Below are 25,621 nucleotides of genomic sequence, written 5' to 3' on the forward strand. Positions count from 1 at the left end.
CTACTCGATCAGTAGGGGGGGGTGGGGCGTCCGCGCGCGCGTCGGAGGTGGGCTGTCGGCCGATCCGTCCCGGAAGGCTCCTCCCGCTCGCTCGGCACGGCTGAGTGTCCGGTCAGCGTCCGAGGTCCCGCCCGCTCACACCGCGCGCGTCAGCACCAGCACGGTCACGTCGTCCTCGTTCGTCCCGTCCTCGGCCCCGGCGCTGATCCGCGCGACCGCGTCGGCCGCGTCCCTGGACTGCGCGACGAGCGCCGCGACGTGGCGGAGCGACTCCACCCGTCCGTCGTAGAGGTCGAGGATGCCGTCGCTGCAGCTCACGAGCGAGTCGCCCGGCAGCAGGGTCAGCTGCGCGGTCGCCCACGGCTCGTCCGAGTCGATGCCCACGGGCAGGTTGTGCGAGGCGAGGCGGTCCCAGGTGCCGTCGGCGCGCACGTGCAGCGTGAGGCCGTGCCCCGCGTCGAGGTAGCGGACCGTGCCGGTCGCCTCGTCGAGGCGCGCGTGGAACAGGGTCGCGAAGGAGGCGGTCTCGCCCAGGTCGGACGACAGGCTCTCGGAGGCGCGCGACGCGGCCACCGAGAGGTCGTCGTGTCCGCGGGCGCTGCGCACGACCGCGCGGACCGTCGCGGCGATGATGCCGGCTCCGACGCCCTTGCCCATCACGTCGCCGACCGTGAACGCGGCTCCGCCCTCGATGTCGTACCAGTCGAAGAAGTCACCGCCGATGGCGCGCGAGGGCAGGCAGACGCCGGCGAAGGCGTATCCGAGGACCTGCGTCCGCTCCTTGGGCAGCAGCGCCTGCTGCACGACCGAGGCCTGGGTCAGCTCGAGGTGGGTGAGCTTCTCGCGGGCGCTGATGTCGGCCACCCGCTCCCGCGCCATGCGGGCGAGATCGTTGACGACCGCGGCGGCCAGCCCGAAGGCGCCCGCCGAGAAGAACCCGCGCGCGATCTCGTTGGGGTTGTCCTCGAGCGTGGATCCGAGGAGGAACGGCAGCACGAGCCCGGCTCCGACGCCGAGGCAGGCGAGGGCGACGTGCCGTCGGCCCGGGCCCGCTGCGACCCACACGGTCGGCAGCACGGCCAGCGACGCGAAGATCGACGCGCTCTCGCCGGTCGCGAAGCGCAGCACGCCCACGACCAGGAAGTCGAGAGCGGGGATCAGCAGCGTCGCCCGTCCGAGCGGATCCACGCGCGGCAGCACCGCCGCGAGCGCCGTCGCCCCCAGCATCATCACCACCGAGCCGATCAGCGCCGGCGCGCTCGTCACCTCGATCGTCGGCACCGTGACGCTGAGCACGACGGCGATGAGGAAGAGCCCGAGCACGGGCAGCTGCTTCACCAGCGGGATCTGCCGGTCGAAGCCGTTCGCGGTCAGGGCGACGGAGTCGACCGCGGGGAGCGTGCGTGCGCGCCGATGCGCGAGGGTCGGTCTCACGACGCGGAACTGGGCCGGTGCTTCGCGATGGTCCAGACGTTCCGGCCGTGCTCCCGCTCGTGGTCGAACGAGTCGACCAGGGCCTGGATGAAGGGGATCCCGCGTCCGGACTCGGCGAACTCGTCGGGCATCTCGACGACCGTGTCGGTGTCGACGAGCGGCGGGTCGGCGGTGTCGACCAGCACGGCGCGCAGGACGCTCTCGTCGGCCTCGAGGCGCAGCTGGCAGATGATCGTGGTGGTCGAGGAGGCGTGCTGCACCACGTTCGAGACGAGCTCGATGAGCGCGGTCTCGAACATCATCCGCTCCATCTCGTCGACGTCGGTGCGGTCGTGCCACAGCGTCTCGAGGGCGTCGTGCACGGCCTCGACCCCGTCCGGAGGAGTCCGGAAGACGATGGAGCGCTCAGACACGGTAGGCGTCCTCGGCACTCTCGAAGCTCGCCAGCACGCGGTCGAGGTTCGAGAGCTTGAGGACCATCGACACCTGCGGGCTCGGGGCGGCGATGCGGAGGTCGCCCCCGGCCTGGCGGGCGCTCTTGAGGCAGCCGACGAGGGCGCCGAGTCCGGAGGAGTCCATGAACTCGATGCCGCTGAGGTCGACGACCACGCGGTTCTCGCCCTCCTCGATCACGCGGAGCACGAGGGTGCGCAGCTCGGGGGCCGAGACCATGTTGAGCTTGCCCTCGCCGCGGACGACGGCGATGTCCGGCTCGATCTTCTCGGTGGTGAACGTCATGCGGACTCCTTCTCGGGAACGGCGGACTCCTCGGGGGAGAAGCCCTGGTAGTGGACGGCCTGGAACAGGACGCTGAGCACGACCAGATCGTAGACGGCCCAGAAGATGTTGACGCCGGTGCCGATCGGCTCCGCCCCGTTCACCACGAGGTGGAAGACGCCGACCACGATCGCGATCACCAGCAGCACCATGACCACGAGCTGCACCTTGATCAGGCGCCACGGGGTGCCGGTCGACTCCTGCCGCGTCTTCGGAGTGACGGCGAAGCCGAGCGGGATGCGCAGGATCACGTTGTTGACGGCCGTCCGGCAGGCCTCCAGCCAGACCGGGAACAGCGCGAGGCTGTACTGCTGGCCGCGCCAGGTGGGCGTGCCCTTCGCCGAGACGAGGAAGAGCAGCTGGTTGGCGATCATGAACGGGATGAAGCGGATGAAGAAGTCCGCCGCCAGCGAGGAGACCGGCAGGATCCCGAGCACCAGGAACACGATCGGCGCCGCGAAGTAGACGACCGCCGCGTAGCCGCTGAGGTAGCTCCACATCGTGGCGAAGTACATCAGGCGCTGGGGGATCGAGAGGGCCCGCTGCAGCAGCGGGTTCTCGCGGAGGAACACCTGCATCGTGCCCTGCGCCCAGCGCAGCCGCTGCACCAGCATGGTGCCCGCGTCCTCGGGAGCGAGGCCGTCGGCGAGCAGCTCGTGGTGGTAGACGGTCTTCCAGCCGAGGCCGTGCAGGCGCATGCAGGTCGCCATGTCCTCGGTGACCGAGATGGTGGCCAGCGGCATGATCGGCTGGGCCTCGTCGGGCCGGTCCACCGCGATGCCCTGCAGGACCGCCTGGACGGACTCGAGCGCGTTCAGCGGCGAGAGCTCCCGGTCGGCGAGCGACGAGACGACCTGCTCGATGTCGACGATGGTGTCGCCGTCGCCTCCGGCCGCCCGCGCGAGCGCCCGGATCTCGGCGAGGTCGTTCTCGAGCCCGGCGACGTCGGAGGCGACGAGCGAGTAGCTCGCCGCATCGACCGCCCGGTGCAGGTCGTAGGTGATCGAGCCGATCGGCTCCCCGGAGGCGAGTGCGGTGCGCCCGTGGGCGATCGCGGCCGATACGTCGTCCAGAGCCTTCGCGACGGCCGCGTCGCGAGCGGCGGGGTGGCTGCGGGCCTTGGCCACGGCGCGGGAGGCGGTGCGCAGGGCCCGGGCGATGCTCCGGTCGAGCTCGCGGATGTACCCGGTGATGCCGAGCTGCATCAGCGCCTCGCGGCGGAGGATCGCGTTCGAGCCGCAGAAGAAGGCGGCGTTCCAGCCGTCCTTGCCCTGCTGGATCGGCCCGTAGAAGAGCGGCGCCTGGCTGCCGAGCGGGTCGCCGGTGGCGACGTTCGAGAAGACCTGGGGGGTCTGGACCAGCGCCACCTCCGGATCGCGGAAGTAGCCGAGCGTGTGCTCGAGGATCTCGGGGCGGGGGATCTGGTCGGCGTCGAGGATCAGGAGGAACTCGCCCATCGTCTGCTCGAGCGCGTTGTTGAGGTTGCCCGCCTTGGCGTGCCGGGGCATGTCCTTCCACGCCTGCGACCGGGTGATGTAGCCCAGTCCGGCTCCCTCTGCGGCCGCCCGCATCTCGGGCCTGTCGCCGTCGTCGAGCACCCAGGTCGAGTGCGGGATCCGCGCGGCCTGCGCCGCCAGCGCCGTCTCCATGACGAGCTCGATCGGCTCGTTGTAGGTCGTGATGAAGATGTCGACAGTGGCCTCGGGGTCGGGCTCGGGCGGCGCCGGCCGGCCCCGCGCGCGCCACATGGTCATGCCGTAGAGGCAGACGTCGATGAGGCTGTAGGTCTCGGCCGCGATCAGCGGCACGGCGATCCACCAGGCGTCCCAGTTGAGCGACGCGACCCAGCGCCACGCGACGTAGTTCACGCCGAGCGCGATCGTGAGCAGCACGATGATGCGCAGGAGCAGCATGCGACCCGGCGAGACGAGGGTGCTCTCGGTGCCCGGCCCCGTCACTCCGCTCTTCTTCTTCTTCTTCTCCCCGCGGGCGCTCATCGGGGCACGATCCCGAACAGGAACCGCGTCTTGACCATGACCCAGAGCAGGGCGAGGACGACGACGTAGGCGAGCGTGTCGATCACGATGCTCCCTTGATCGAGGAACGGGACGTTGGCGACGATCAGCACGAAGAGCACGTGCATCACGAACACGTAGAGCGTGGCCTGGCCGAGCGGGATGAGGAACCACCCGAGGACCCGGTGGATCGGCTTCCACAGCACGCTGAGCAGCGCGTAGCCCGTGATCGTCACGAGGAGCACGTTGAGCACGCGGCCCAGGTCGAGCGTGGTGCGCTCGAACGCGAAGGAGTAGATCGACGAGAACGTGTTGGCCGGCACGAGGCCGAGCCGCAGGTCGTAGGCGCTCGAGAGGTACGGGTTGTTCCACGAGAAGAGCGCGAGCGCGACCGTGGCGATCACCGAGACGGCCAGCACGACGCGGCCGGCGCGGGTGGCGAACCAGCCGAGGATCTCGCGCCGGTGGAAGCCCGCCACCATGCCCGTCACGAACAGGGCCTGCCAGGTCAGCAGCGGGAACGAGTCCTCGAACTGCGACGGCAGCAGGCGCAGGCTCAGCAGGGCCTGCACGGCGTAGAGCGCCCAGCTCACGGCGAGCACGAGGATCCACCGGCGCCGCGACAGGGCCCACAGGATCAGCGGGGCGATCACCAGCATGACGACGTAGAGGCCCAGCACGTTGACCTGCCACGGACCGATCCGCAGGAGCGCGATGTCGACGATCGTCTGCGGGTCGACCGGGTAGCGGATGAGGCCGTCGAAGCCGCTGAAGAGGTCGTAGACGCGGCCGGTCGCCTCGCTGCCCGCGGTACCGGTGCCCTCGTCGACGTAGGTCGTCGCGGGCACCGCGTTCACGAACGGCACCAGGCTGACGAAGCCGACGATCAGGGTCACGACGACCGCCGTGACGTAGAGCTTCCAGGCACGCGCCCCGGTGCGCAGGGTCACCTCGCCGAGGCCGCCGCCGACGATCTTGGGGCGGTGCACGAGGCCCAGCACCGCGCCCGAGAGCAGCACGAACAGCTCCGCGCCCGAGACCATGCCGATCGCCTCCTGCGTAGCGTTCTGGAAGATCGAGACGAGGGCGAGGTGGTTGATCACGACGAAGACGATGGCTCCGCCGCGCAGCAGGTCGATGCGCAGATCGCGAGAGGGCGGGCCGGAGTAGGCGAGGCGGCTCGTCCGGCCGCGCAGGAGCCCCCAGAGCGTCAGCGCGACGGCCGCGAGCAGCACGCCGGCGACGACGATCCAGGCGGCCGCGCCGTCGAGGGTGCCGCCGTCGGTGCGCACCGGACCCGCCGTGCCGTACGGCGCGTAGAGCGGGCCGAACACGAGTCCGCTGCCGGCCGCGTCGGCGCGGAACGCCGCGGCGGTCTCGGCGTCGGTCGAGATGCTCCAGTCGATGACGACCTCGCCGACGACAGCCCGGGCCGACGAGGAGTCGCGCCACAGCACGACGTCCAGGAGCGGGTACTCCGGGCCGGACACCGCGGCGATGACCTGCCGCCACCACTCCTGCTTGATCTCGAGCGCGGTCGGTCCGCCCGCTCCGGGGCTGAAGAACGCCGCGGTCTCGAGCAGCATCGGGGTGCCGGTCGCCTCCGAGAAGCGCTGGTAGAAGTCGAGATCGCCGCCGCCGGCGAGGGCGGTGTCGAGGGCGCCGGGCCGCGGGACCTCGTTCAGCGGCTGACCGCCGCCGCTGGGGTCGTGATAGGCCGAGAGCCCGACCCGGTCGACGTACTCGTCGCCCGGGTAGTAGGGGCCGTAGGGGTCGTCGCCCGCGGCGAGCAGTCCGTCGCCGTCGGTGTCGAGGGCGGGGTCGGTGCCGCCGCGCGCCGCCTGGAACGGGTACGTCGCGCCCGCGACCGGCGACCACACCACGGCGGCGTCGGGCAGGTCCGAGTGCACGGCGTCCGAGAACGCGCGGAAGGCGCTGATGTACGCCTCCGGAGCCTGGCCCCACTGCACCCAGTCCGCGTTCATGTCGGGGGCGAAGCGGAGGTAGAGCGGGAGCGCATCGTCCTGGCGGGCGTCCGCGAGGGCGGCCACCGCCTCCTCGGCGTCGCTCTCGTCGAACCCGACGAGGTCTCCGGAGGGGCGCAGCGTGATCGCGGCGAGCGACCCCTCGCCCTGGGCCTGGCGCAGGAACTGCGCGAGGTAGGTCGTCTCGTCGCTGGAGAGCGGGAGGGTCGCGGAGTGCTCGAGGACCGCGGCGGGCGCTCCGAGGCGCTCGCTCTGCTGCGCGGCGCTGTCGATGCTCCAGTCCAGGCTGGCTCCGAAGTACGCGCCCGACTCGGGCACGAGCACGTCGGGGGAGGGCGCTCGGTCGGCGGCCGCCGCGGCGGGGGCGCCGAGGAGCGCGAGAACGACGGCCGAGGCGGCGACCAGGAGGGCGCGCGGTCGGTGGGGCTTCCCGCGCCTCACGTGCGGGTCACCACCAGGACGGTGATGTCGTCCAGCGCCTTGCCGGAGTCGGCGAGCGCGCGGATCGCGGCGAAGAACTCCTCCGTGCTGCCGCACGAGCGGGCCAGCTCGGTCGCCTCGGTGAGGGAGTCGAGCGTGCCGTCGTACAGGTCGAGCAGTCCGTCGGTGAACGAGACGAGGGAGTCGCCGGGCGCGAGCTGGACGGTCTGGTCGACCCAGCCGCCCTCGGCCGCGATGCCCAGCGGCAGGCCGAGCGAGGCCAGGCGCTGGAACGAGCCGTCCGGGCGCAGGAGCACCGACAGGCCGTGGCCGGCGTCGACGAAGGACAGGCGCCCCGTCTCGGTCTCGAGGCGCGCGTGGAAGAGCGTGGCGAACGTGCCGGTCGCGGCGAAGTCGTCGAGCAGCTGCTCGTTCACGGCCGACACGGCATCGGTGGCGGAGGACCCGGTGCGCGCGTGGAAGGCCGAGCGGACGCCCGCCCCGACGATCGCCGCCGCGGTGCCCTTGCCCATGACGTCGACGAGGGTCAGGTCGACGACATCGCCGCCGCGCCAGCTGTAGAAGTCGCCGGCGAGACCGCGCATCGGGATCGAGAGGCCCGAGAACTCGTAGCCGGCCGGGTGGGTCTCGTCGGCCGGAGCCAGTCGCAGCTGCACGTCGGCGGCGCGGTCGCGCTCGATCCGGTCGCGCAGCTCGCGCTCCACCCAGTCGCCCAGCTCGTCGAGCAGGGCCTCCTGGTCGGCGGTCAGCTCGCGCGGCACGAAGTCGAGGAGGCACAGCGTGCCGACCGCGAGGTCGGCCTCGACCATCAGCGGGCGGCCGGCGTAGAAGCGCACGTGCGGCGCTCCCGCGACGTTCTCGTGCGCGGCGAACTCGCCGTCGGTCTCGAGGTCGGGGATGACGAGCATCCGCTGCTCGCGCAGCGTCGCATCGCAGAACGTGCCGGCCCTCGGGTACTCGAGCGGCCATCCCGGCACCTGCGGCGACTTCGTGAAGAGCGTGGTCTCGTCGAGGAAGTGGATCTCGGCCAGCGCGACCCCGAAGAGGTCCTTCGCCATGCGCGTGATGCGGTCGAAGCGCTCTTCGGGCGGGGTGCCCATGATGTCCAGCTCGCCGAGCGCGGCGAGCCGCGGATCCGGTGCGAGGTCTCCGAGCATGGCTGACTCCTCCGGTCGTCTTTCCCGAGCGCGGGCGATCGGCACCGGCGTACCGGTGCACTCCCGACTATGCAAGGACGTTCGGTGCCGAACGAGGAATAGATGGGAATCGTCACAGAATGCCCCACAGACGGGGGGATCGGCTGCGACGGCGCCGGAGTCGTTGCGCGCAGACCGGTCCGGTCACTCCACGCGCGGCCACTCGCTCGTCAGGGACGCCTCGATCGCGCGGTGCCGGAACCCGTACGGCTTGCCGCGGTCGATGATCCCCCGCACGGTGTCGAGGCGCTGCGCGGTCGTCCCGGCCTCGGTGGCGCTCGACAGCCCGATCGCCTTCGCGATCCGGGTGAGGGTGCGGTCTCGGACGGGCAGGGCCGCCATCGCCTCGAGGAAGTCCCGTTCCCGGGCGGGCAGGCGCCCCAGGATCCGCTCGACGTGGGCCGCGGCCTCTCTCTGCGCCCCTCGCCAGCCGGCGAGCACCTGCTGTCGGGTGATGGTGGAGCCCGTGCCGGCGTACCAGGCGCTCTCGCCGGCCAGCTGGAACAGGAACGGCTCGCCGCGGCAGAGATCGACGATCGTCGAGACCGCGTCGGTCTCCATGCGGATCCGCCCCGTTCCTCCGCGGTGGTCGGCGACCTCCCATCCCGGCAGCACGAAGTCCTGCAGCGCAGCGACGATGTCGTCGTCGTCGATCGCCGTGAGGATCGTCGTCTTGAATCGGCGCGCGAACGTGGCGCCCTTCTGCGCACCCGCCCGATCCTCGAAGTCGGGGAGGCCCGAGAGGTAGACCGCGAGCGGGAGGAACCGGGTCACCCGCGCCCCGCCGGGCAGCTCGACGGTCTCCTCGTGGGTGATCGCGTCGCCGAGGGCGATGAGGAGCTGCGAGAGGGCGCTCTCGTCGACGATGTTCTGCACCTCGTCGAGGTGGACGAGAACGACGACGTCGTGGGCGATCGCCGCGCGGCCCACCTCGACGAGCAGCTCGGTCAGCACGGCGTGCGGCTCGGGCCCCTCCTTTCCGCGGAGGGTCAGCGAGAGCCCCGATGCCGCAACGGCCTGGACGCGATCGATCAGACCCGCGATCCGCTTCTCGCGGGCCGTCGCGAGTCCCGCGGACTCGGCCAGCGAGAGCAGGGCGGACGCGAGGAGTTTCAGCGGGTCGGCGCCGGACGGGATCCGCAGCTGCGGTGTCACCCAGTCGCCTCCGGCGGCGGCGTCCCTCGCGATGCGCCGGACGAGCGACGACTTGCCGAGTCCGGGCTCGCCGAGGACGGTGCGACCGCGCTCCGGAAGGCCCCGGTTCAGTCGGGGCCGGAGGACATCGCGCCAGTCGCTGAGCTGCGAGGTCCGACCGGCCCAGATCTCGGGAACGGCGTCGGACCCGGGGCTGAACGGGTTGTCGAGGGCGTCGCGCATGGTGATAACTTTACCGGCCTGGGGTGACCTTGATAAGTTTATCGTGCAGATGGGGCGGGTTCGGGGCTGCCTGCTGGTCGAGCAGCCCCGGAGGGGCGTATCGAGACCCGCGTCCGCCGGTAGTGGTGGATCTCGATACGGCCGCTGCGCGGCCTACTCGATCAGCAGGGCCCTTGCTGGTCGAGTAGCCCCGGAGGGGCGTATCGAGACCTGCGGCCCCGGAAGTCGGGGGATCTCGATACGGCCACTGCGTGGCCTACTCGATCAGCAAGGAGGGGGCGTGCCCGGCTCGCTCGCGCGGGCGGCACGGGGACGGGCCCGCTCAGCGGGTCGGCGGAGGCGGCCCCGTCGTCGCGCGCTGCACCAGCTGCGTCGGCAGCCGCACGTGCAGTGAGCGCGGGGTCTCGCCCGCCATCAGCGCCGTCAGCATCTCGGCCGCCGTCGAGCCGAGGGTCTGCATGGGCTGCCGGACGGTCGTCAGCGGCGGGTCCAGGCGCGACGCCTCCGGCACGTCGTCGAAGCCGACCACCGAGAGGTCGCGGGGCACGTCGAGCCCGATGCGCGCCGCGATCTCGATGATGGCGATGGCCGAGACGTCGTTCGCGGCGAAGACGGCGGTGGGCCGGTCCGGGAGCGACAGCAGCGCCGAGGCCGGCCGGCGCGCGGTGTCGTGCTGGTACAGGCCCACGTGCACGAGGCGCTCGTCGAAGGCGATGCCCGCCTCCGAGAGCGCGGCGCGGTAGCCGGCCTCGCGCAGTCGTGCGGAGCGGAGGTCGGGCCGGCCGGCGACGAAGCCGATGCGGCGGTGTCCGAGCTCGACCAGGTGGCGCGTCGCCTGCAGGGCCCCGCCGTAGCTGTCCGCCTCGACGGTCGGCAGGTCGGCGCGACCGGTGTGCGGGTCGATCGCGACGAGCGGGATGTCCGACGCGGCGGTGAGGACCGTCGGAGTCACCATGATCGCGCCGTCGATCAGCGTGCCGCTCAGGCGGCTCAGCGAGCGCCGCTCCCAGCCCTCGCCCTCTCCCTGGTGCGACCCGCTGTAGGCGAGCAGGTCGAAGCGGGAGCCGCGCAGCTCGGCGCCGACGCCCTTCAGGATCTCGGCGCTGAACGGCTCGAAGTCGGCGACGAGCACGCCGATGACGCCGGTCCGCCGCGAGCGCATGCTGCTGGCGACGAGGCTCGACTCGTAGCCCAGCTCGCGCACGACGTCGAGCACGCGCGTCGCCGTCGCGGCGGCGATGCCGTACCGGCCGTTGACCGCCTTCGAGACCGTCGCGACCGAGACTCCGGCCGCGGCGGCGACGTCGTGGATGGTCGGGCGGTGACTCACAGCACCGACCGTAACCCTCCGCGAGCCCGTTTGGAAAATGATTTCGAAAACGTTTGACGCTCGCATCGAGCAGTACGGAGACTGACCTCGCCCACCGGATGACGGCGGGTGCACCTCGGCGCCGCTCTCCCTGGCGGCGCCCACTCGATGAAGAGAACAGGTCGAACGATGAAGTTCAGAAAGATCGCAGTGGCCACCGTCGCCCTGCTCGGCGCGGCCGCGGCCCTGAGCGGCTGCTCCGCCCAGGAGTCCGGCTCCTCCGACGGCACCGTCTCGATGACCCTCTGGCAGAACTCCACCACGGGCCCCGGCCAGGAGTTCTGGGACAAGACGGTCGCCGACTTCGAGGCCGCGAACCCCGGAGTCACCATTACCCCGCAGGCCATCCAGAACGAGGACCTGGACGGCAAGCTGCAGACCGCGCTCAACTCCGGCGACGCGCCGGACATCTTCCTCCAGCGCGGCGGCGGCAAGATGGCGGCCATGGTCGCCGGCGGCCAGCTGATGGACCTGACCGACAAGATCTCGGACGAGGCCAAGAGCGAGATCACCGAGGGCTCCTTCGGAGCCAACACCCTCGACGACAAGGTCTGGGCGATGCCGGTCGCGGTGCTCCCCGGCGGCGTCTTCTACAGCCAGGACCTCTTCAGCGCAGCGGGCATCAGCACCCCGCCGTCGACGCTCGAGGAGCTCGACTCGGCCGTGACCGCCCTCAAGGGCAGCGGCACCCAGGCGATCGCGCTCGGCGGCAAGGACGCCTGGCCCGCCGCGCACTGGTACTACTTCTTCGCGCTCCGCGAGTGCAGCCCCGAGACGATGGCCGAGGCGGCCGACTCGAAGGACTTCTCGGACGAGTGCTGGGTCAAGGCCGGCGAGGACCTCCAGACCTTCTCCGAGACCGAGCCCTTCAACGAGGGCTTCCTCACCACCGCCGCCCAGCAGGGCGCCGGCAGCTCGGCGGGCCTGCTCGCCAACCGCCAGGCCGCCATGGAGCTCATGGGCGCGTGGAACCCCGGCGTGATCGCCTCCCTCACCCCCGACGAGAAGCCCCTGCCCGACCTGGGCTGGTTCCCCTTCCCCGAGGTGGACGGCGGAGAGGGCGAGCCCGGCTCGATCATGGGCGGCGTCGACGGCTACTCCTGCTCGGTCGACGCTCCCGCCGAGTGCGTGGACTTCCTGAACTACCTCGCGACCGCCGACGTGCAGAAGGAGTACTACGCCGCCTTCAACGCCCCGCCGGTCAACCAGGTCGCCCAGGAGGCCGTCACCGAGCCCTACCTGCAGGACATCCTGGCCGCCTACAACTCGGCGCCTTACGTCTCGCAGTGGCTCGACACCGTCTACGGCCTCAACGTCGGCAACGCGCTGAACGTCGGAGTCGTCGACCTGCTCGCCGGCAAGAGCGACCCGGAGCAGCTGGTCGAGGCCGTCAACGCCGCTGCTAAGAAGGCGTAACCATGGCGCTTCGCGAGAGCCCGCTCCTCGGAGCGGATGCGCCCCGCGATCGCGAGACCACCGGGGGTGCTGCGGTCGTCGCAGCACCCCCGGTGCGCCGGCGCCGCCGCAGCCTCGGCTGGGCTGGCCGGCTCGAGGTCGCGATCCTGGTCGGCCCCGCGCTGATCGTGTTCCTCGCCTTCGTGATCTTCCCGGTCGTGATGGCGGCCTACTACGGCTTCTTCAGCTGGCAGGGCTACGGAGTGCCGACCGACTTCGTCGGCTTCCGCAACTACCTCACGATCCTCCAGGACCCCACCTTCCACGAGGCGCTGTCCCACAACGGCACGATCGTGATCCTCTCGCTCGTGCTCCAGGGTCCGGCCGCGATCCTGATCGCGCTCCTGCTCAACCGCAAGCTGCGCGGTCAGTCGTTCATCCGCGTGCTGATCTTCGTGCCGTACGTGATCTCGGAGGTCGTCGTCGGCACCGGCTGGAGCCTCATGCTCCAGACCCGCGGAGCCGTGAACGGCATGCTCGAGAACATCGGCCTGGGGGCGCTGCAGCAGGACTGGCTGGCGAACCCGGCGATCGCGATGTGGACGCTGATGCTGATCATCACGTGGAAGTACATCGGCTTCGCCGTGATCCTCTTCCTCGCGGGTCTCCAGGGCATCCCCGAGGAGCTGTCCGAGGCGGCGGCCATCGACGGAGCGTCCTACTGGCAGGTCCAGCGGCGCATCACCCTGCCGCTGCTCGCCCCGACGCTGCGCATCTGGGCGTTCCTGTCGATCATCGGCGCCCTGCAGCTGTTCGACCTCGTCTACATCATCTGGGGCCAGTACGTCTCGTCGACCGCCGGCACCTCGACGATGGCGACCTACCTCGTCACCAACGGCCGCAACGCCGGCAACTACGGGTACGGGAACGCCGTCGCGGTGATCCTGTTCCTGATCTCGCTCGTGGTCGCCCTGCTCTACCAGCGCTTCGTGCTGCGGCGGGACACCGAGGGCGCACTCACCGGAGGCAAGCGATGACCACCACGATGACGGCCCCGCCGATCACCCCCGAGACGCGCCGGCCCCTCGCCGTGAAGCGCCGCCGCCCGCCGATGGGCCGCGGCACGATGATCGCCTACGTCGTCGCGGTCGTCGTGATCGCGCTGATGCTCGCCCCGGTCGCGTACATCATCATCGGCGGCTTCCGCACGAACGCGCAGATCACCACCGACCCGGCCGGGTTCCCCTCGCCGTGGAACGTGCAGAACTACCTCGACGTGATCACCGGAGGCATCTTCTGGCGCGAGGTGGGCAACTCCACCATCGCGGCGCTCGCCACCACCCTCGGCGTCGTCGTGCTCGGCCTCATGGCCAGCTACGTGCTCGCCCGCTACGACTTCTCGGGCCGCGGAGTGTTCTACGCGCTCTTCGCGGCGGGCCTGATGTTCCCGATGACCGTCGCGATCACTCCGCTCTACCTGGTGATCAAGAGCCTCGGCCTGATGAACTCGCTCGCCGGAGTCGTGCTGCCGCAGATCGCGTTCGGCCTGCCGACCACGATCATCATCCTGGTCCCGTTCCTGCGGGCCATCCCGGACGAGATCCAGGAGGCGGCGTTCATCGACGGCTGCAGCCGGATCGGCTTCTTCTTCCGCATGGTGGTGCGCCTGGCGATGCCGGGCGTCATCACGACCGGCATCCTCGCGTTCATCGCGAGCTGGAACAGCTACCTCCTGCCGCTGTTCATCCTCAACGACGAGTCGAGCTTCACGCTCCCGCTCGGGGTGCAGGCCTTCTCGTCGCAGTACTCCGTCGACACCGCCAAGGTGCTCGCGTTCGTCTCGCTGTCGATGATCCCCGCGCTCATCTTCTTCAGCGTCTTCGAGCGCCGCATCGTGGGCGGCCTCACCGGGGCGGTGAAGGGATGACCTCCACCCCGCCGTCCGCTTCCAGCAGAGAGGGTCACGCCGTGGCCGAACCGCACGTCCCCTCGGCCCGCGTCGCCGAGCTCTTGGAGCGCATGACGCTCGAGGAGAAGCTCGCCCAGCTCGTCGGCTACTGGGTCGACCAGGGCGGGGAGGTCGTCGCGCCGCTGGCCGGCGAGATGGCCACCTCCACCCGCTACGAGGACGCGACCACCCACGGGCTGGGGCACCTGACCCGCGTCTACGGCACGCGCCCCGTCGATCCGATCGAGCGCGCGCAGTGGCTGTGGGCCGAGCAGCGCCGCCTCGTCGAGGAGACGCGGCTGGGCATCCCGGCGATCGTGCACGAGGAGTGCCTGACGGGGCTCGCGGCGTGGAAGGCCGCGACGTTCCCCACTCCGCTGGCCTGGGGCGCGTCGTTCGACGCCGAGCTGGTCGAGGAGATGGGCCGCCTGATCGGCGCGTCGATGCGCGAGCTGGGCATCCACCAGGGCCTCGCCCCCGTGCTCGACGTGATCCGCGACCCCCGCTGGGGCCGCGTCGACGAGTGCATCGCCGAGGACCCGTACGTGGTCGGCACCCTCGGCACCGCCTACGTGCGCGGCATGCAGTCGGAGGGGGTCGACGCGACCCTGAAGCACTTCATCGGCTACTCCGCCTCCCGCGGCGGCCGCAACCACGCGCCGGTGCACGCCGGGCCGCGCGAGATCGCGGACGTGCTGCTGCCCCCGTTCGAGATGGCGATCCGCGACGGCGGCGCGCGCTCGGTGATGAACTCGTACGCCGAGATCGACGGCGACCCCGTCGGCGCGACTCCCGCCTACCTCACCGACATCCTGCGCGGCGCCTGGGGCTTCGACGGAGTGGTGGTCTCGGACTACTTCTCGGTCGCGTTCCTGCACCTGATGCACGCGGTCGCCGCCGACCTCGGCGAGGCGGCCGAGCTCGCGCTCGAGGCCGGGATCGACGTGGAGCTGCCCACGGGCGACGCGTTCCTCGTGCCGCTCGCCGCCCGCATCGCCTCCGGGCAGATGAGCGAGGAGCTCGTCGACCGCGCGGTGCTGCGCCTGCTGGCGCAGAAGGAGCGCCTCGGGCTGCTCGACGCCCGCTTCGACGACGTGCCGGAGTCGATCGACCTCGACTCGCCCGCGCACCGCGACGTCGCCCGCCGCCTCGCGGAGGAGTCGCTCGTGCTGCTCTCGAACGACGGCGTGCTGCCGCTCGCGGCGCCGCGCCGGATCGCGCTGATCGGCCCGAACGCCGACAGTGCGCAGGCCCTCATGGGCTGCTACTCCTTCGCCAACCACGTGCTGGCCCACCACGAGGGCGTGCCGCTGGGCTTCGAGATCCCGACGGTGCGCGAGGCGCTCGCGGACGAGTTCGCGGGCGAGATCCTCGTGGCCGAGGGCTGCGCGGTCGAGGGTGACGACGACTCCGGGATCGCCCCCGCCGCCGACGTCGCCCGGACCGCCGATGTGGCCGTGGTCGTCGTCGGCGACCGCGCCGGCCTCTTCGGCCGCGGCACCGTGGGCGAGGGCAACGACGTCGAGAGCCTCGAGCTGCCCGGCCGCCAGCGCGAGCTGGTGGAGGCGGTCGTCGCCACCGGTACGCCCGTGGTGCTCGTGCTGCTCACCGGGCGCCCCTACGCGATCGACTGGGCGCTCTCGGGCGCCTCGGCCGTGCTGCAGGCGTTCTTCCCGGGGGAGGAGGGGGCCGGCGCGATCGCCGGCGTCGTCTCGGGGCGCGTCGTGCCGTCCGGGCACCTGCCGGTGTCGCTCCCGCGCTCGGCCGGGGCGCAGCCGTTCTCGTACCTGCACCCGATCCTCGGCGGTCCGTCGGACGTGACGAGCGCCGACAGCACCCCGGTGCTGCCGTTCGGCCACGGCCTCTCGTACACGACGTTCTCGCGGAGCGAGCTGTCGGTGGGGGCGGACGAGGTGGCGACCGACGGAGTGATCACCGCCTCGGTCCGCGTGCGCAACACGGGCGAGCGCAGCGGCACCGACCTGGTGCAGCTCTACGCCCGCGACGTGTACGCGAGCGTCACCCGGCCCGTCGCCCAGCTGCTCGGCTACGCCCGGGTCGAGCTGGCCGCGGGAGAGGAGGCGCAGGTGCGCTTCGAGGTGCCGGCCGCGCGACTGGCCTTCACGGGCCGCTCCGGCGACCGCATCGTCGAGCCCGGCGACGTCGAGCTGTGGGTCGGACCGGACTGCGCGTCGAAGGAGACGACCTCGTCGCTGACGCTGGTCGGCCCGGTCACCGCGGTGACCGCCGCCTCCGAGCGCGTAGTGCGCACGAGCGTGCTGCTCGAGGAGACGACTCTGGCGTGACCCGGCGCGCCCGTCCGCCCCGCGTTCCCGGGGCGTGCGGGCGCGCGGCCCCTCCCCTGCTGGTCGAGTAGCCCCGGAGGGGCGTATCGAGACCCGCTGACTCCGGAGGTCGCGGATCTCGATACGCGCGCTCCGCGCGCTACTCGATCAGCAGGGGAGGCGCTCCGCGCGCTACTCGATCAGCAGGGGAGGGGCTCCGCGCGCTACTCGATCAGCGGAGGAGCGCCGCGACCCGTCGCGAACGGCTCCCGCCCGCTCAGGTCGGCGGCCCGTCGCGCCGGATCGCGCCGCCCGCAAGGGGTTGCCGCTCCCGGCCGCCGGGCGTGGGATGGACGCAGGAGAAAGGAGTCCCATGACTCAGACCTTCCCCGCATGGCTGCGGGACCAGAGCACGCGCGACGACGAGGTGGGCACGCTCGCCCAGGAGTTCGCCGCACACACCGACCTGCCCGAGCACGGCGGCCGTTCGATCTACGAGGGCTACTTCGCGAGCGAGCCCGCCGAGGCGCAGTCCGGCTTCGACCGGGCCTGGTCCGAGTTCGAGGCCGACGTGCAGCCCTCACCGGCCTCCGACGACCCGGACGGCCTCCGATGAGCGACACGACGTCCCCGGTCCAGGACCCGGACGACCAGTCCGACAAGCCGTCGCAGGCCGAGGGCGAGGACTCGCGCGACACTCCCGTCGAGGTCCTGCCCGCCGACGGGAAGCCGTCGAAGGCCGAGGGCTGACGCGACTCGCGTTCACCACGAAGGAAGGATCCGTCCCGAGCTCCCGATCCTCGCGGATCCGGACCCGCGGGGACGGATCCTTCCTTCGTCGCGCACGGGAAACGCGCCGGAGCGAGGACTCACCGCGGAGCGACGGCCACCCGGCCGACGCCCCGCGACACGCACGGCATCACCGCCGACTCCCGCTCCTCAGCCGTCAGGACCAGGTCGCGGTGGTCCACGGCACCCTCGACGAGCCGCAGCCGGCACGTGCCGCAGGTGCCGCTGACGCACGAGCTCGGCACGTCGATCCCCGCGTCCTCGAGCGCGTCGAGCATCGTCCGCGCCGCCGGCACCGCGACCTCCACGCCGGTCGGCCGCCACTCCACGGTGAAGGGCGCGGTCAGCCCGTCGAACGCCGGCACTCCCGCGAAGTCCTCCGCGTGCACCCGGCTCGGCCGCCAGTGCATGGTGAGCGCGCGGATCTCCTCCTGCAGCGCCTCGGGCCCGCAGACGTAGAGGTGCCGCTCGCCCGGCTCGGCGAGCAGCGACCACCAGTCGACCGGCCCGCGCTCGCGGCGGTGGTGGACCCTCAGCTCCGGCAGTGCGGCGGTCAGCTCGTCCAGGTACGGGGACTCCTCGCGGGAGCGGGTCAGGTAGAGCAGTTCCACGTCCGTCGCGCCGCGGTGCCCGAGCTCCGTCAGCATCGCCCGGATCGGCGTGACGCCGATCCCCGCCGCGATCAGCAGGTAGGCGGGCGCCTCGACGAGCTCGAAGGAGTTGCGCGCGCCGTCGACCTCCAGCGCGTCGCCCACGGCCACGGAGTCGACGAGGCTGCGCGATCCGCCGCGCCCGCCCTCCGAGCGCCGCACGGCGATCGTGTACCGGCTCCGGTCGCGGAGGTCGCCGGTGAGGGAGTAGCTGCGCTTCGCTCCCGACGGCGTCGCGACCGTGAGGTGCGCGCCCGGCTCGGCGGCCGGCAGCGGCGAGCCGTCCGGGTTCCGGAGCACGAGCTCGCAGACGTCCGCCGTCAGCATCCGGCGCGCGGCGACGACGAGCCTCACGCGGGCACCACCGGGGAGCCCGCGACCACGGGGTCGCCCGGCACCACCGAGTCGCCCGGACGCAGCACGCCACCCGAGAGCACCTCCGCGAAGACGCCGACGTTCTCGTGCCCGCAGTGCTCGTGCAGCAGCCGCACCACCGGCACGTCGCGCCGCGCGGTCGTCGGATCGACCTCCGTCGCCGCGCAGCGCCCGGTCTCGTCGAGCACGCGCACGCGCACCTCGCCCAGCTGCAGCTCGCGCCCGACCCAGTCGCGCTCCGCCCACGGCTCGAGGCCGTCGACGTACACGTTCGAGCGGAAGCGCAGCGGATCGAGGTCGTGCCCGATGCGCTCGGACAGGTCGCGGACCGAGGCGAGCGACACGAGCGAGATCGAGTGCATCATCCGCGGCCCGTTCTTCGCGTTGTCGGTGAAGTTGTACCCCTCCTGCTCGGCGAGGACCGGCCGCACCCCGTCGGGCAGATCGGCGACCCGCGCGTACAGCTCGACGAACGCCTCGCGCCCGTCGGCCGTCGTGAGGTCGGCCTCCAGCACCCGGTGGCCCTGCACGGTGACCTCGACCGTCTGCGCGTCCTCGTCGAAGCGGGTCCGCAGCCCCGCGAGGCGCTCGGTGTTCAGCAGCACGAAGTACTCGCGCTTGGACAGCGGGACGAACGCGTCGGCCCGGTAGGCCCCGTCCGGCTTCGCGAGGGCGTACCGGCGGTCGGTCGGGACGCCGCGTCCGGGCTGCAGGGCCACGCTCCCGAGCCGCTCCGGCGTCAGCCCCTTCACCGGGTAGCGGTAAAGGGAGTCGAGTGTCGTCGGCACCGTGCGAGAGTACCCCGCGGGTCCTGCGGCCCGAGCGGTCCGCCCGTCAGCGCGCGGCCTGCGCCACCCGCTCGGCGAGGAGCGCTGCTCCGGCGTGGTCGAGGTGGTCGAGTGCGTACGACGTCGGCCAGAGTCCGCCCTCGTCGTCGAGCGCCGCGTCGACGCTGAAGCCGACGGTCGAGTACCGCGCCTTGTCGACGAGCCCGCTGCGGAAGAACACTATGATCCGCCCGTCCTTCGCCCAGCCGGGCTGCCCGTAGTACAGCTTCGGTCGCAGAATCGGCGCCGCCTCCGTCACGAGGGCGTGCAGCCGCAGCGCGAGCGCGCGGTCCGGCTCGGGCATCTCGGCGATCTTCTCGTCCTGCGCCACCCGCTCGGCCTCGGCCTTCTCGGCCGCCTTGCCTGCGCGCGCCTCAGCCCTCAGCTCGGCGGCCCGCGCCTTCATCGCCGCTCTCTCCTGGGCCGAGAAGCCCGTGTCGTCGCCCATGGTCGTCCCCTCGTCGTCTCCGCCACGCTAGGCCGTCGAGCGTCCGCGCCGGAAGAGGACCTCGGGACGCGCGCCGCGATCCGACGAGCCCGAGGTCACCGGAGCCGCTGCATCACTCCTCCCGCACCCGCACCGTCCGCCGCACGTCGACCGCGATCACCGCGCCCGTGATCACCAGCGAGAGCGCGACCGAGCCGGCCGTGTCGCTCAGCCAGTGGTACCCGAGGTAGAGGCGGCTGACGATCTGCACGACGATCAGCGTCACCGCCACGGTGATCGCGGTGACCGTGAACCAGCGCCGCTGGAGCCTGCTGGCCAGCAGGTAGGTCGTGATCAGGAGGAAGTCGGCCGTGCCGAGCACGTGCCCCGACGGGAACGAGAACGTGTGGTCGGGCCCGAAGAGCATCTCGGCGACCGGCGGGCGCGGGTGCTGCACGAGCGGCGCGATCACCTGGGCGAGGATCACGCCGGTCGCCATGCCGACCAGCAGCAGCAGGGGCCGCCAGAGGTGCTTGGCCAGGATGATCCATCCGATCAGCACGACGAGGACGACGATCGGCAGCACCACCGGCCCGAACAGCACGGCGAGCACGATCATGGGCCCGGTCCGGTCGCGCTCCACGCGGGCGTCGAAGAAGTCCTCGACCGGCCCGTCGAGCCGCTCGACTCCGGTCTGCGTGAGGACGCCCAGGAGGATCGCGACGAACGCGACTCCGCCGAGCAGCATCAGCAGGCCCGCGGTGATCAGGAGGCGCCGCCGGTCGGCCGCGGTGAGCGTGCGCTCCTCGACGACGAACTTCTCGTGCCAGGCCGAGAGCCGGGCCGTCTTCGAGCCGCTCACCGTCGGGCCCGAGCGGTCGGGAACGGGTCGGTGCAGGTGGTCATCGGCGGGCTCCCTCGTCGGCGCTCGCGGCGGTGCGGGCACGAAAGTATGGCGCGCCGCGGCGGCACCGGTCGAGGCTTGCGCGCGGGGCGGCGGGGTGCTGTCCCGACGGCAGCGGCCTGGTGGCGAGGCGTGCCGCGCGGCATCCTGGACCGATGATCGACGAGAAGCAGACCCTCCTCCTGTACCTGCAGGAGGGCCGCGACGCGCTGCTGACCAAGCTCGAGGGCGTCTCGGAGTACGACGCGAGGAGGCCGCTGGTCGCCACGGGCACCAACCTGCTCGGACTCGTGAAGCACGTCGCGGGCACCGAGGCGGGGTATCTCGGCCTCGTGTTCGGGCGTCCGTTCCCCGAGCCGCTGCCCTGGATGGAGGAGGACTCGGAGCCCAACGCCGACATGTGGGCTACGGCGGAGGAGTCGCGCGAGGCCGTCGTCGCCCTGTACCGCCGGGTGCAGGCCCATTCCGACGCCACCGTCGCCGCGCTGCCGCTGGATGCGCCGGGCGTCGTGCCGTGGTGGACGAACCGCGACGTCACGCTGCACCGGATCCTCGTCCACATCTCGGTCGAGACGCACCGGCACGCGGGGCACGCCGACATCGTCCGCGAGCTGATCGACGGCCGCGTCGGCCTGCGGCGCGAGGGCGACAACCTGCCCGAGGGCGACGCCGCATGGTGGGAGGCGTACCGCGCCCGCCTGGAGTCGGTGGCGCACGAGGCGCAGTCGCGGTAGCCGATCCGGAGGAGCGGGGCCCGCTGCCGCTGATCGAGCGGGGGTCTCGATACGCCCCTGTCGGGGCTACTCGACCAGCGGGGGGAGCGAGCATCCCCCCTCGCACCTTCGCGCGCGCGTCACCGCCCCGTCGCCCGCCCGTCACCCGAGTGGGCGACACTGCCGGGATGGGGCGCGGACCGACGGCACGACTGACGGCGGCGCTCGGCCTCGTCCTCGGGCTCTCCGGCGCCGGGCTGCTCCCGATCGTCGCGCGGGCGTGGCGGGTCTGCTTCGAGGCGAGGGCCTTCAGCGGGCGCGAGTGCGGAGCGCTCCAGTCCGACTTCGACTACACCCTCGTGCTGTCGGTCTGGGGAGTCGCGCTGCTGCTCGTGATCGCCGGTCTCGTCCTCGCGCGCTCGGGGCGCCGCCCGTTCGCGTGGGCGCTGCTGCCGCTCCTGCTCGGCAACGGGATGATCGATCACGCCGCGGCTCCGCTGCTCAACGGCGGCTACACGTCGTGGGACTTCCCGCCCGGGATGGGCTTCTGGGCGGCGGGCTGCCTGCTGGCGACGGGTGCGATCCTCATCGTCGGCGCGCTCTGGCCGCGGGCCCGCACCGCCGAGTACGAGCCGGAGTCGGTCGGGGCCTGAGTGCCGGCGCCCTCAGCGCTCGCCCGGCACGATCCGTCCGATCACGTCCTCCCTCCGTCGAGCTCACGGAGGGCCGGGCTCCGTCCCGCGCGGGCGTCCCGTCGTCAAGGGGTGGGGTCCGGTGCGGCCCGGTCCTAGCGTCGACAGGGACGGATGCGGGGATCCCGCGTCGCGCGCGATCGGGAGGACACCATGCAGAAGCTCTACTACGCCAGCGGATACGTGCTCCTCGGCGACGCCATCTGCACCGCGGTCGTCGAGTACGCGCAGGCGCTCGCGAACGTCGGCAAGTCGGATCTCGTCATCGTGCCGTCGTTGTCGGACGAGGGCATGCTCGGCGAGACGCGCCTGCTGCTGGGGCCGGCGAGTCAGCTCTTCGCGAGCCCCGCGCTGGACCGCGGCGTCGACCTCGACGATCCGGCAGCAGTCGAGTCGATGCGCGAGAAGACCCGTCACCTGCAGCCCGCTCGTCCGCAGGCGCAGCCGGCCGAGCCGGACGAGGACGACTTCCTCTGACCCCGACCTGCTCGTCGAGCCCTACTTCTCGAGCGTCGTGCTCGGGCTCTCGCCGAAGCGGTGCGCGTACGACGCCGAGAAGCGGCCGAGGTGCGCGAAGCCCCAGCGGTGCGCGACCTCGGTCACGGTGACCGCTCCGGAGTCGCCTCCGCGCAGCTCCTTCTGCACCGCGTCGAGGCGGATGCGCCGCAGGTAGTCCAGCGCGGTCATGTCGAACTCGCGGCGGAACTCGCTCTGCAGCGTGCGCAGGCTCATGTCGGCCGCCTGAGCGATCTCCTCCGTGCGGATCGGCAGGTGCGCGTTCTCGTACATGTACTCCACGGCGGTGCGGAGCCGTCCGCTGCGCGGCACGAGGAGGTCGGTGTGCGCGGCGAGGACCGCGTGCGGGAACGTCTCGAGCAGGGCGACGGCCGCGGCGCGGTTCGCCTCGCTGCGCAGGAGCGGCGTGCTCTCATCGGAGTAGATGGCGCGCGCGATCGCCGCGACGGTCGCCGACCAGCGGCGCAGTCTCTCCCCGGTGGGGCGCGCCGTCGAGTCGAAGAGCAGCGGGCCGGGCTCGACGCCCTCGACGTCCTGGGCGATGCCCTCGAGGTAGGCGCCGTCGAAGTGGATGAGGTTCTGCCGGTAGTCGTGGAACTCGAACGCCGTCGGCCGGTCGTTCACGAACACCGCGGGCTGCCCGAGCTGCAGCGCGACGGGATCGCCGTCGATGTCGGTGACCCCGGTGCCCGACGTCAGCCACGAGACGACGTACTCGCCCTCGGTCTGGATCCGACCCTGAACGGACCCGGCGAAGTAGCTCCCCCGGAGGGTCATGTCGGCGTCGCCGACCGAGGTGTAGCGGTAGGCGAAGTCGTCGCCGGGTTCGACGGCGAAGCGGTGGCCGTTGTAGGCCCCCTCGAACATCAGGCGGGCCTCGTCGATGTCGTGCCCGCTGATGTCGGAGCGGACGACCTCGGAGGAGGAGTCGTTCATCCGGATCAGCGTCCCACGCGGGACGCGCCTGCGTCGACGCGGGAGACCGGGAGTTCGTTAAGCGGATAAACGATTCAGGGGGCCGTACGCCCGCGTCATCGCGTGCACCGTCGCACTGCGGAACTCCGAGAGCAGGACGACCGAGTGCCGGTGCCGTCCCTGAACGGCGAGCGAGAAGGCGTCGCCCGAGGTCGAGTCCCACCAGGCGTCGACCTCGCCGGCCGGGATGCGGACCGTTCCCTCGTCCTCGCTGAGCACGAGCGCGTCGGGCAGCACGAGGAGGGTGCCGGTCACTCCGCGCACGCGGGAGGAGCAGGTGAAGACCGACTCGGGGTCCTCGCGGCCGGCGAGGCCCAGGAAATCGGTGATCCCGTCGAGCGGAGCGCCGCGGGTCGGATCGTCCGTCACGCTGGCACCCCTCTCCGCCCCCGGGGCTCCGCCGACGTCACCGTCGGCGTCACCGGTGGAGATCATCGTGGCTCAGGCCGCGTGCGTCAGGCCGACGCTCTCGGGCTGGGGAGCCGGCTCGGGGATGACGCGCAGGCCGCGGCCGCTGTTGGCCTCCTCCATCAGCGATCGGACCCACGTGGGGTTGATCGCCGGCATGCGGCTCCCGTTGAACGAGAACTGCAGCGGGATGGCCGGGTGCAGCCAGAGGGTCTGACGACCGGTGCCGTGGGTGTTCGACGCCTCGATCTGGAAGGCGAACGCCTCGTTGCGGCGGAACTTGTTGATCATGACGATCTGCAGGTGCGCGAGGGCGCGGTCGTCGATGTCGTGGGCGGTGGCGGGAGTGCCGTAGAGGAGGGAGCCCATGTGCGGAGTCCGTTCTGTGAGATCGCCGCGGTATCGGCCGCGACTCGTGAGGGGCGTCCCGACGGATCCGTCGGGGTGGGGGGTTCGGGGGGACGGTGCCGGCCGGGGGAGCGGCATCCGTTCGTCGCCCGGGTTCCGGAGTGCGGAGTCGCGGGGCGGTGGCAGGCCGGCGGGGACCACTCGTCCTGCCGTGCCACCAAAGTAAGGGAGGTGCGGCGCGCGCCCCCGATTCCTATCCGCTTTGCGAAACGTGCACGCGGAGCCCGGGGCGGGCCCGTCCGGCGCGGCTCAGCGCGGACGTCGGACGGTGACCGCGAACCAGGTGACGACGGCCGCGAGGCCGAGCAGCACCAGGGCGGTGAGGTCCCAGCCGGTGTGCTCGACGACGAGGAGGTCGCCCGAGTTCGCTCCGCGGTGCTCGCAGCGCACGCCGAGCGGCCACCACGACGGTTCACCGCTGACGACGTCGCCGGTCGGCCCGCGGTACGGGAAGTCCTCGACGCAGACGTCCCGCCAGCCGCGTCGGCCCGAGGCGTAGACCTTCAAGAAGGCGACCGCGATGCAGACCAGTCCGATGATCAGCAGGGCCCCCGGTACCGGATCCCGGCCTTCGCGTCCGTTCATCCGCCCATCCTCGTGCACCGCCCCGGGTGCGGCGCCCGGGTCAGAACGCGTAGCGCACGCGGCAGTAGGGCAGCGTGCGCCCGAGCAGGGCGAGGAAGCGGTCGAGGGCGGCGCGCTTGAGATCGCGGCGGTAGCGGATGTTGACCGCCCCGTTCTCGGAGACCTTCGACTCCTGCACGCCCGGCGTCCAGAGCAATTCCTCGGCCTTCGGGTGCCAGCCCGTGTTGACCTCGTGCAGGCGCTCGTTGTGGGTCAGGAGGATCACCTCGGCCGCGAGCTGCGCCTTCGCGCGCGGGTGCAGGGCGGCGTCGAGCTGCTCGAAGAGCTCGGCCCAGTCGCGCTGCCAGGTGGGGGTGAGGATCACGGGCGAGAAGTTGACGTGCACCTCGTAGCCGGCGTCGACGAAGTCGTTGATCGCGGCGATCCGCTCGGCGACGGGCGAGGTGCGGATGTCGGTGACCTTGGCCGTCTCGGCGGGCATGAGGGAGAAGCGGATGCGGGTGCGGCCCAGCGGATCCCACTCGAGCAGCTCGCGGTTGACGTACTTGGTCGCGAACGAGGCCTTGGCCGTGGGGGACATGCGGAACAGCTCGCAGAGGTCGCGCACGTTGTCGCTGAGCATCGCGTCGACCGAGCAGTCGCTGTTCTCGCCGATGTCGTACACCCAGGAGTCGGGGTCGCACTGGTTCGCCTCGGTCTTGGTGCCCTGCTTGGCGATGTGGCGGGCGAGGTGCCGCTGGATCTGCTCGATGTTCGTGAACACGGTGACCGGGTTGCTGTAGCCCTTCCTCCGCGGCACGTAGCAGTAGACGCACGCCATCGCGCAGCCGTTGGCGTGCGAGGGGGCGATGAAGTCGGCCGAGCGCCCGTTGGGCCGGGTGACCAGCGACTTCTTCACTCCCAGCACGAGGGCCTCGGTCTTGATGCGCACCCACCGCGAGACGTTCGTCTCGTCGCCGTGCACCTCGGGGATCATCCAGTGCGAGTCGACCGGCACGATCTCGGCTCCGGGCCAGCGCGCCACGATCTCCTGCCCGCGCGGCAGCTCGAGCGCCGCCTGCTCGGCGTAGATGCGCCGCACGTCGAGGAGCGTGCGTTCCCGGGTGTCGGACATGGGTCCGTTCTACCGG

26 protein-coding genes are annotated in these 25,621 nt (G+C 71.8%); 9 read left to right on the forward strand and 17 right to left on the reverse strand.

Annotation, left to right across the window (positions count from 1 at the left end; all coding sequences use genetic code 11):
• Window positions 1-135: 135 nt before the first annotated feature.
• From NB037_RS07245 to NB037_RS07280, 8 genes are all read right to left on the reverse strand, one after another.
• Window positions 136-1,434, reverse strand: a complete 1,299-nt coding sequence (locus NB037_RS07245; RefSeq protein ID WP_251944646.1) for a PP2C family protein-serine/threonine phosphatase — start codon at window positions 1,432-1,434, stop codon at window positions 136-138.
• On the reverse strand, window positions 1,431-1,847 hold the full coding sequence (locus tag NB037_RS07250; protein WP_251944648.1) for an ATP-binding protein: 417 nt from the start codon (window positions 1,845-1,847) through the stop codon (window positions 1,431-1,433). The genes NB037_RS07245 and NB037_RS07250 overlap by 4 nt, the downstream gene beginning before the upstream one ends.
• Window positions 1,840-2,172, reverse strand: coding sequence for an STAS domain-containing protein (locus NB037_RS07255; protein ID WP_207407174.1), 333 nt, complete (start codon window positions 2,170-2,172; stop codon window positions 1,840-1,842). The genes NB037_RS07250 and NB037_RS07255 overlap by 8 nt, the downstream gene beginning before the upstream one ends.
• On the reverse strand, window positions 2,169-4,124 hold the full coding sequence (locus NB037_RS07260) for a glycosyltransferase family 2 protein (RefSeq protein WP_251944703.1): 1,956 nt from the start codon (window positions 4,122-4,124) through the stop codon (window positions 2,169-2,171). The genes NB037_RS07255 and NB037_RS07260 overlap by 4 nt, the downstream gene beginning before the upstream one ends.
• Window positions 4,125-4,204: 80 nt before the next feature.
• The gene (gene opgC, locus NB037_RS07265; protein WP_251944650.1) at window positions 4,205-6,652 is read right to left on the reverse strand and encodes an OpgC domain-containing protein; all 2,448 of its coding nucleotides are present in this window, start codon (window positions 6,650-6,652) and stop codon (window positions 4,205-4,207) included.
• Window positions 6,649-7,809 carry a PP2C family protein-serine/threonine phosphatase gene (locus tag NB037_RS07270; RefSeq protein WP_251944652.1) on the reverse strand — a complete coding sequence of 387 codons (1,161 nt, stop codon included), beginning with the start codon at window positions 7,807-7,809 and terminating at the stop codon, window positions 6,649-6,651. Before NB037_RS07270 ends, opgC begins: the two co-directional genes overlap by 4 nt.
• Before the next feature lie 183 nt (window positions 7,810-7,992).
• On the reverse strand, window positions 7,993-9,225 hold the full coding sequence (locus NB037_RS07275; protein WP_251944654.1) for an ATP-binding protein: 1,233 nt from the start codon (window positions 9,223-9,225) through the stop codon (window positions 7,993-7,995).
• A 322-nt stretch (window positions 9,226-9,547) separates the two neighbouring features.
• Window positions 9,548-10,555: a LacI family DNA-binding transcriptional regulator gene (locus NB037_RS07280; RefSeq protein WP_251944656.1), complete on the reverse strand. Its 1,008-nt coding sequence runs from the start codon at window positions 10,553-10,555 to the stop codon at window positions 9,548-9,550.
• Window positions 10,556-10,723: 168 nt separating this feature from the next.
• Here NB037_RS07280 and NB037_RS07285 point away from each other — a divergent pair, with 168 nt between their 5' ends.
• The 6 genes from NB037_RS07285 to NB037_RS07310 all read left to right on the forward strand — a co-directional run bounded on the left by NB037_RS07285 (window position 10,724) and on the right by NB037_RS07310 (window position 16,972).
• Window positions 10,724-12,010 carry an extracellular solute-binding protein gene (locus NB037_RS07285; protein ID WP_251944658.1) on the forward strand — a complete coding sequence of 429 codons (1,287 nt, stop codon included), beginning with the start codon at window positions 10,724-10,726 and terminating at the stop codon, window positions 12,008-12,010.
• A 2-nt stretch (window positions 12,011-12,012) separates the two neighbouring features.
• Window positions 12,013-13,026 carry a carbohydrate ABC transporter permease gene (locus tag NB037_RS07290; RefSeq protein WP_251944660.1) on the forward strand — a complete coding sequence of 338 codons (1,014 nt, stop codon included), beginning with the start codon at window positions 12,013-12,015 and terminating at the stop codon, window positions 13,024-13,026.
• A gap of 74 nt (window positions 13,027-13,100) precedes the next feature.
• Window positions 13,101-13,916 carry a carbohydrate ABC transporter permease gene (locus NB037_RS07295; protein WP_251944705.1) on the forward strand — a complete coding sequence of 272 codons (816 nt, stop codon included), beginning with the start codon at window positions 13,101-13,103 and terminating at the stop codon, window positions 13,914-13,916.
• Window positions 13,917-14,008: 92 nt separating this feature from the next.
• Complete coding sequence (locus NB037_RS07300; protein WP_251944707.1) at window positions 14,009-16,243, forward strand: beta-xylosidase/alpha-l-arabinosidase; 2,235 nt, start codon at window positions 14,009-14,011, stop codon at window positions 16,241-16,243.
• 352 nt (window positions 16,244-16,595) lie between these two features.
• Window positions 16,596-16,838, forward strand: coding sequence for a hypothetical protein (locus tag NB037_RS07305; protein WP_251944662.1), 243 nt, complete (start codon window positions 16,596-16,598; stop codon window positions 16,836-16,838).
• A complete protein-coding gene (locus NB037_RS07310) occupies window positions 16,835-16,972 on the forward strand; it encodes a hypothetical protein (RefSeq protein WP_251944664.1) in 138 nt (45 codons plus the stop codon). Before NB037_RS07305 ends, NB037_RS07310 begins: the two co-directional genes overlap by 4 nt.
• 119 nt (window positions 16,973-17,091) lie before the next feature.
• On the opposite strand, the gene NB037_RS19845 is transcribed toward NB037_RS07310, so the two are convergent.
• From NB037_RS19845 to NB037_RS07330, 4 genes are all read right to left on the reverse strand, one after another.
• Window positions 17,092-18,015, reverse strand: coding sequence for a PDR/VanB family oxidoreductase (locus NB037_RS19845; RefSeq protein WP_251944666.1), 924 nt, complete (start codon window positions 18,013-18,015; stop codon window positions 17,092-17,094).
• Window positions 18,012-18,824 carry an MOSC domain-containing protein gene (locus NB037_RS19850; protein ID WP_251944667.1) on the reverse strand — a complete coding sequence of 271 codons (813 nt, stop codon included), beginning with the start codon at window positions 18,822-18,824 and terminating at the stop codon, window positions 18,012-18,014. The genes NB037_RS19845 and NB037_RS19850 overlap by 4 nt, the downstream gene beginning before the upstream one ends.
• A gap of 46 nt (window positions 18,825-18,870) precedes the next feature.
• Window positions 18,871-19,311: a DUF1801 domain-containing protein gene (locus NB037_RS07325; protein WP_251944668.1), complete on the reverse strand. Its 441-nt coding sequence runs from the start codon at window positions 19,309-19,311 to the stop codon at window positions 18,871-18,873.
• 112 nt (window positions 19,312-19,423) lie between these two features.
• Window positions 19,424-20,152 (reverse strand): phosphatase PAP2 family protein, encoded by a 729-nt coding sequence (locus NB037_RS07330; RefSeq protein ID WP_251944669.1) that lies wholly within the window; start codon window positions 20,150-20,152, stop codon window positions 19,424-19,426.
• A gap of 197 nt (window positions 20,153-20,349) precedes the next feature.
• Between NB037_RS07330 and NB037_RS07335 the strand changes: the two genes are divergently transcribed.
• The 3 genes from NB037_RS07335 to NB037_RS07345 all read left to right on the forward strand — a co-directional run bounded on the left by NB037_RS07335 (window position 20,350) and on the right by NB037_RS07345 (window position 22,076).
• Window positions 20,350-20,928, forward strand: a complete 579-nt coding sequence (locus NB037_RS07335; protein ID WP_251944671.1) for a DinB family protein — start codon at window positions 20,350-20,352, stop codon at window positions 20,926-20,928.
• A gap of 167 nt (window positions 20,929-21,095) precedes the next feature.
• Entirely contained in the window at window positions 21,096-21,560 is a 465-nt protein-coding gene (locus NB037_RS07340) for a hypothetical protein (RefSeq protein ID WP_251944673.1), read from the forward strand.
• A 153-nt stretch (window positions 21,561-21,713) separates the two neighbouring features.
• On the forward strand, window positions 21,714-22,076 hold the full coding sequence (locus NB037_RS07345) for a hypothetical protein (RefSeq protein WP_251944675.1): 363 nt from the start codon (window positions 21,714-21,716) through the stop codon (window positions 22,074-22,076).
• A 21-nt stretch (window positions 22,077-22,097) separates the two neighbouring features.
• Here NB037_RS07345 and NB037_RS07350 read toward each other — a convergent pair whose 3' ends face one another.
• From NB037_RS07350 to NB037_RS07370, 5 genes are all read right to left on the reverse strand, one after another.
• The gene (locus NB037_RS07350; RefSeq protein ID WP_251944677.1) at window positions 22,098-23,051 is read right to left on the reverse strand and encodes a helix-turn-helix transcriptional regulator; all 954 of its coding nucleotides are present in this window, start codon (window positions 23,049-23,051) and stop codon (window positions 22,098-22,100) included.
• A gap of 57 nt (window positions 23,052-23,108) precedes the next feature.
• Entirely contained in the window at window positions 23,109-23,459 is a 351-nt protein-coding gene (locus NB037_RS07355) for a hypothetical protein (RefSeq protein ID WP_251944678.1), read from the reverse strand.
• Window positions 23,460-23,531: 72 nt separating this feature from the next.
• Window positions 23,532-23,867 carry a DUF7882 family protein gene (locus NB037_RS07360; RefSeq protein WP_207407152.1) on the reverse strand — a complete coding sequence of 112 codons (336 nt, stop codon included), beginning with the start codon at window positions 23,865-23,867 and terminating at the stop codon, window positions 23,532-23,534.
• Between the two features lie 288 nt (window positions 23,868-24,155).
• Window positions 24,156-24,491: a hypothetical protein gene (locus NB037_RS07365; protein ID WP_251944681.1), complete on the reverse strand. Its 336-nt coding sequence runs from the start codon at window positions 24,489-24,491 to the stop codon at window positions 24,156-24,158.
• Window positions 24,492-24,531: 40 nt separating this feature from the next.
• Window positions 24,532-25,605, reverse strand: a complete 1,074-nt coding sequence (locus NB037_RS07370) for a spore photoproduct lyase family protein (RefSeq protein ID WP_251944683.1) — start codon at window positions 25,603-25,605, stop codon at window positions 24,532-24,534.
• Window positions 25,606-25,621 lie beyond the last annotated feature (16 nt).

The organism is Rathayibacter rubneri, assembly GCF_023743255.1.
In the GTDB taxonomy this organism is placed as follows: Bacteria; Actinomycetota; Actinomycetes; order Actinomycetales; family Microbacteriaceae; genus Rathayibacter; species Rathayibacter rubneri.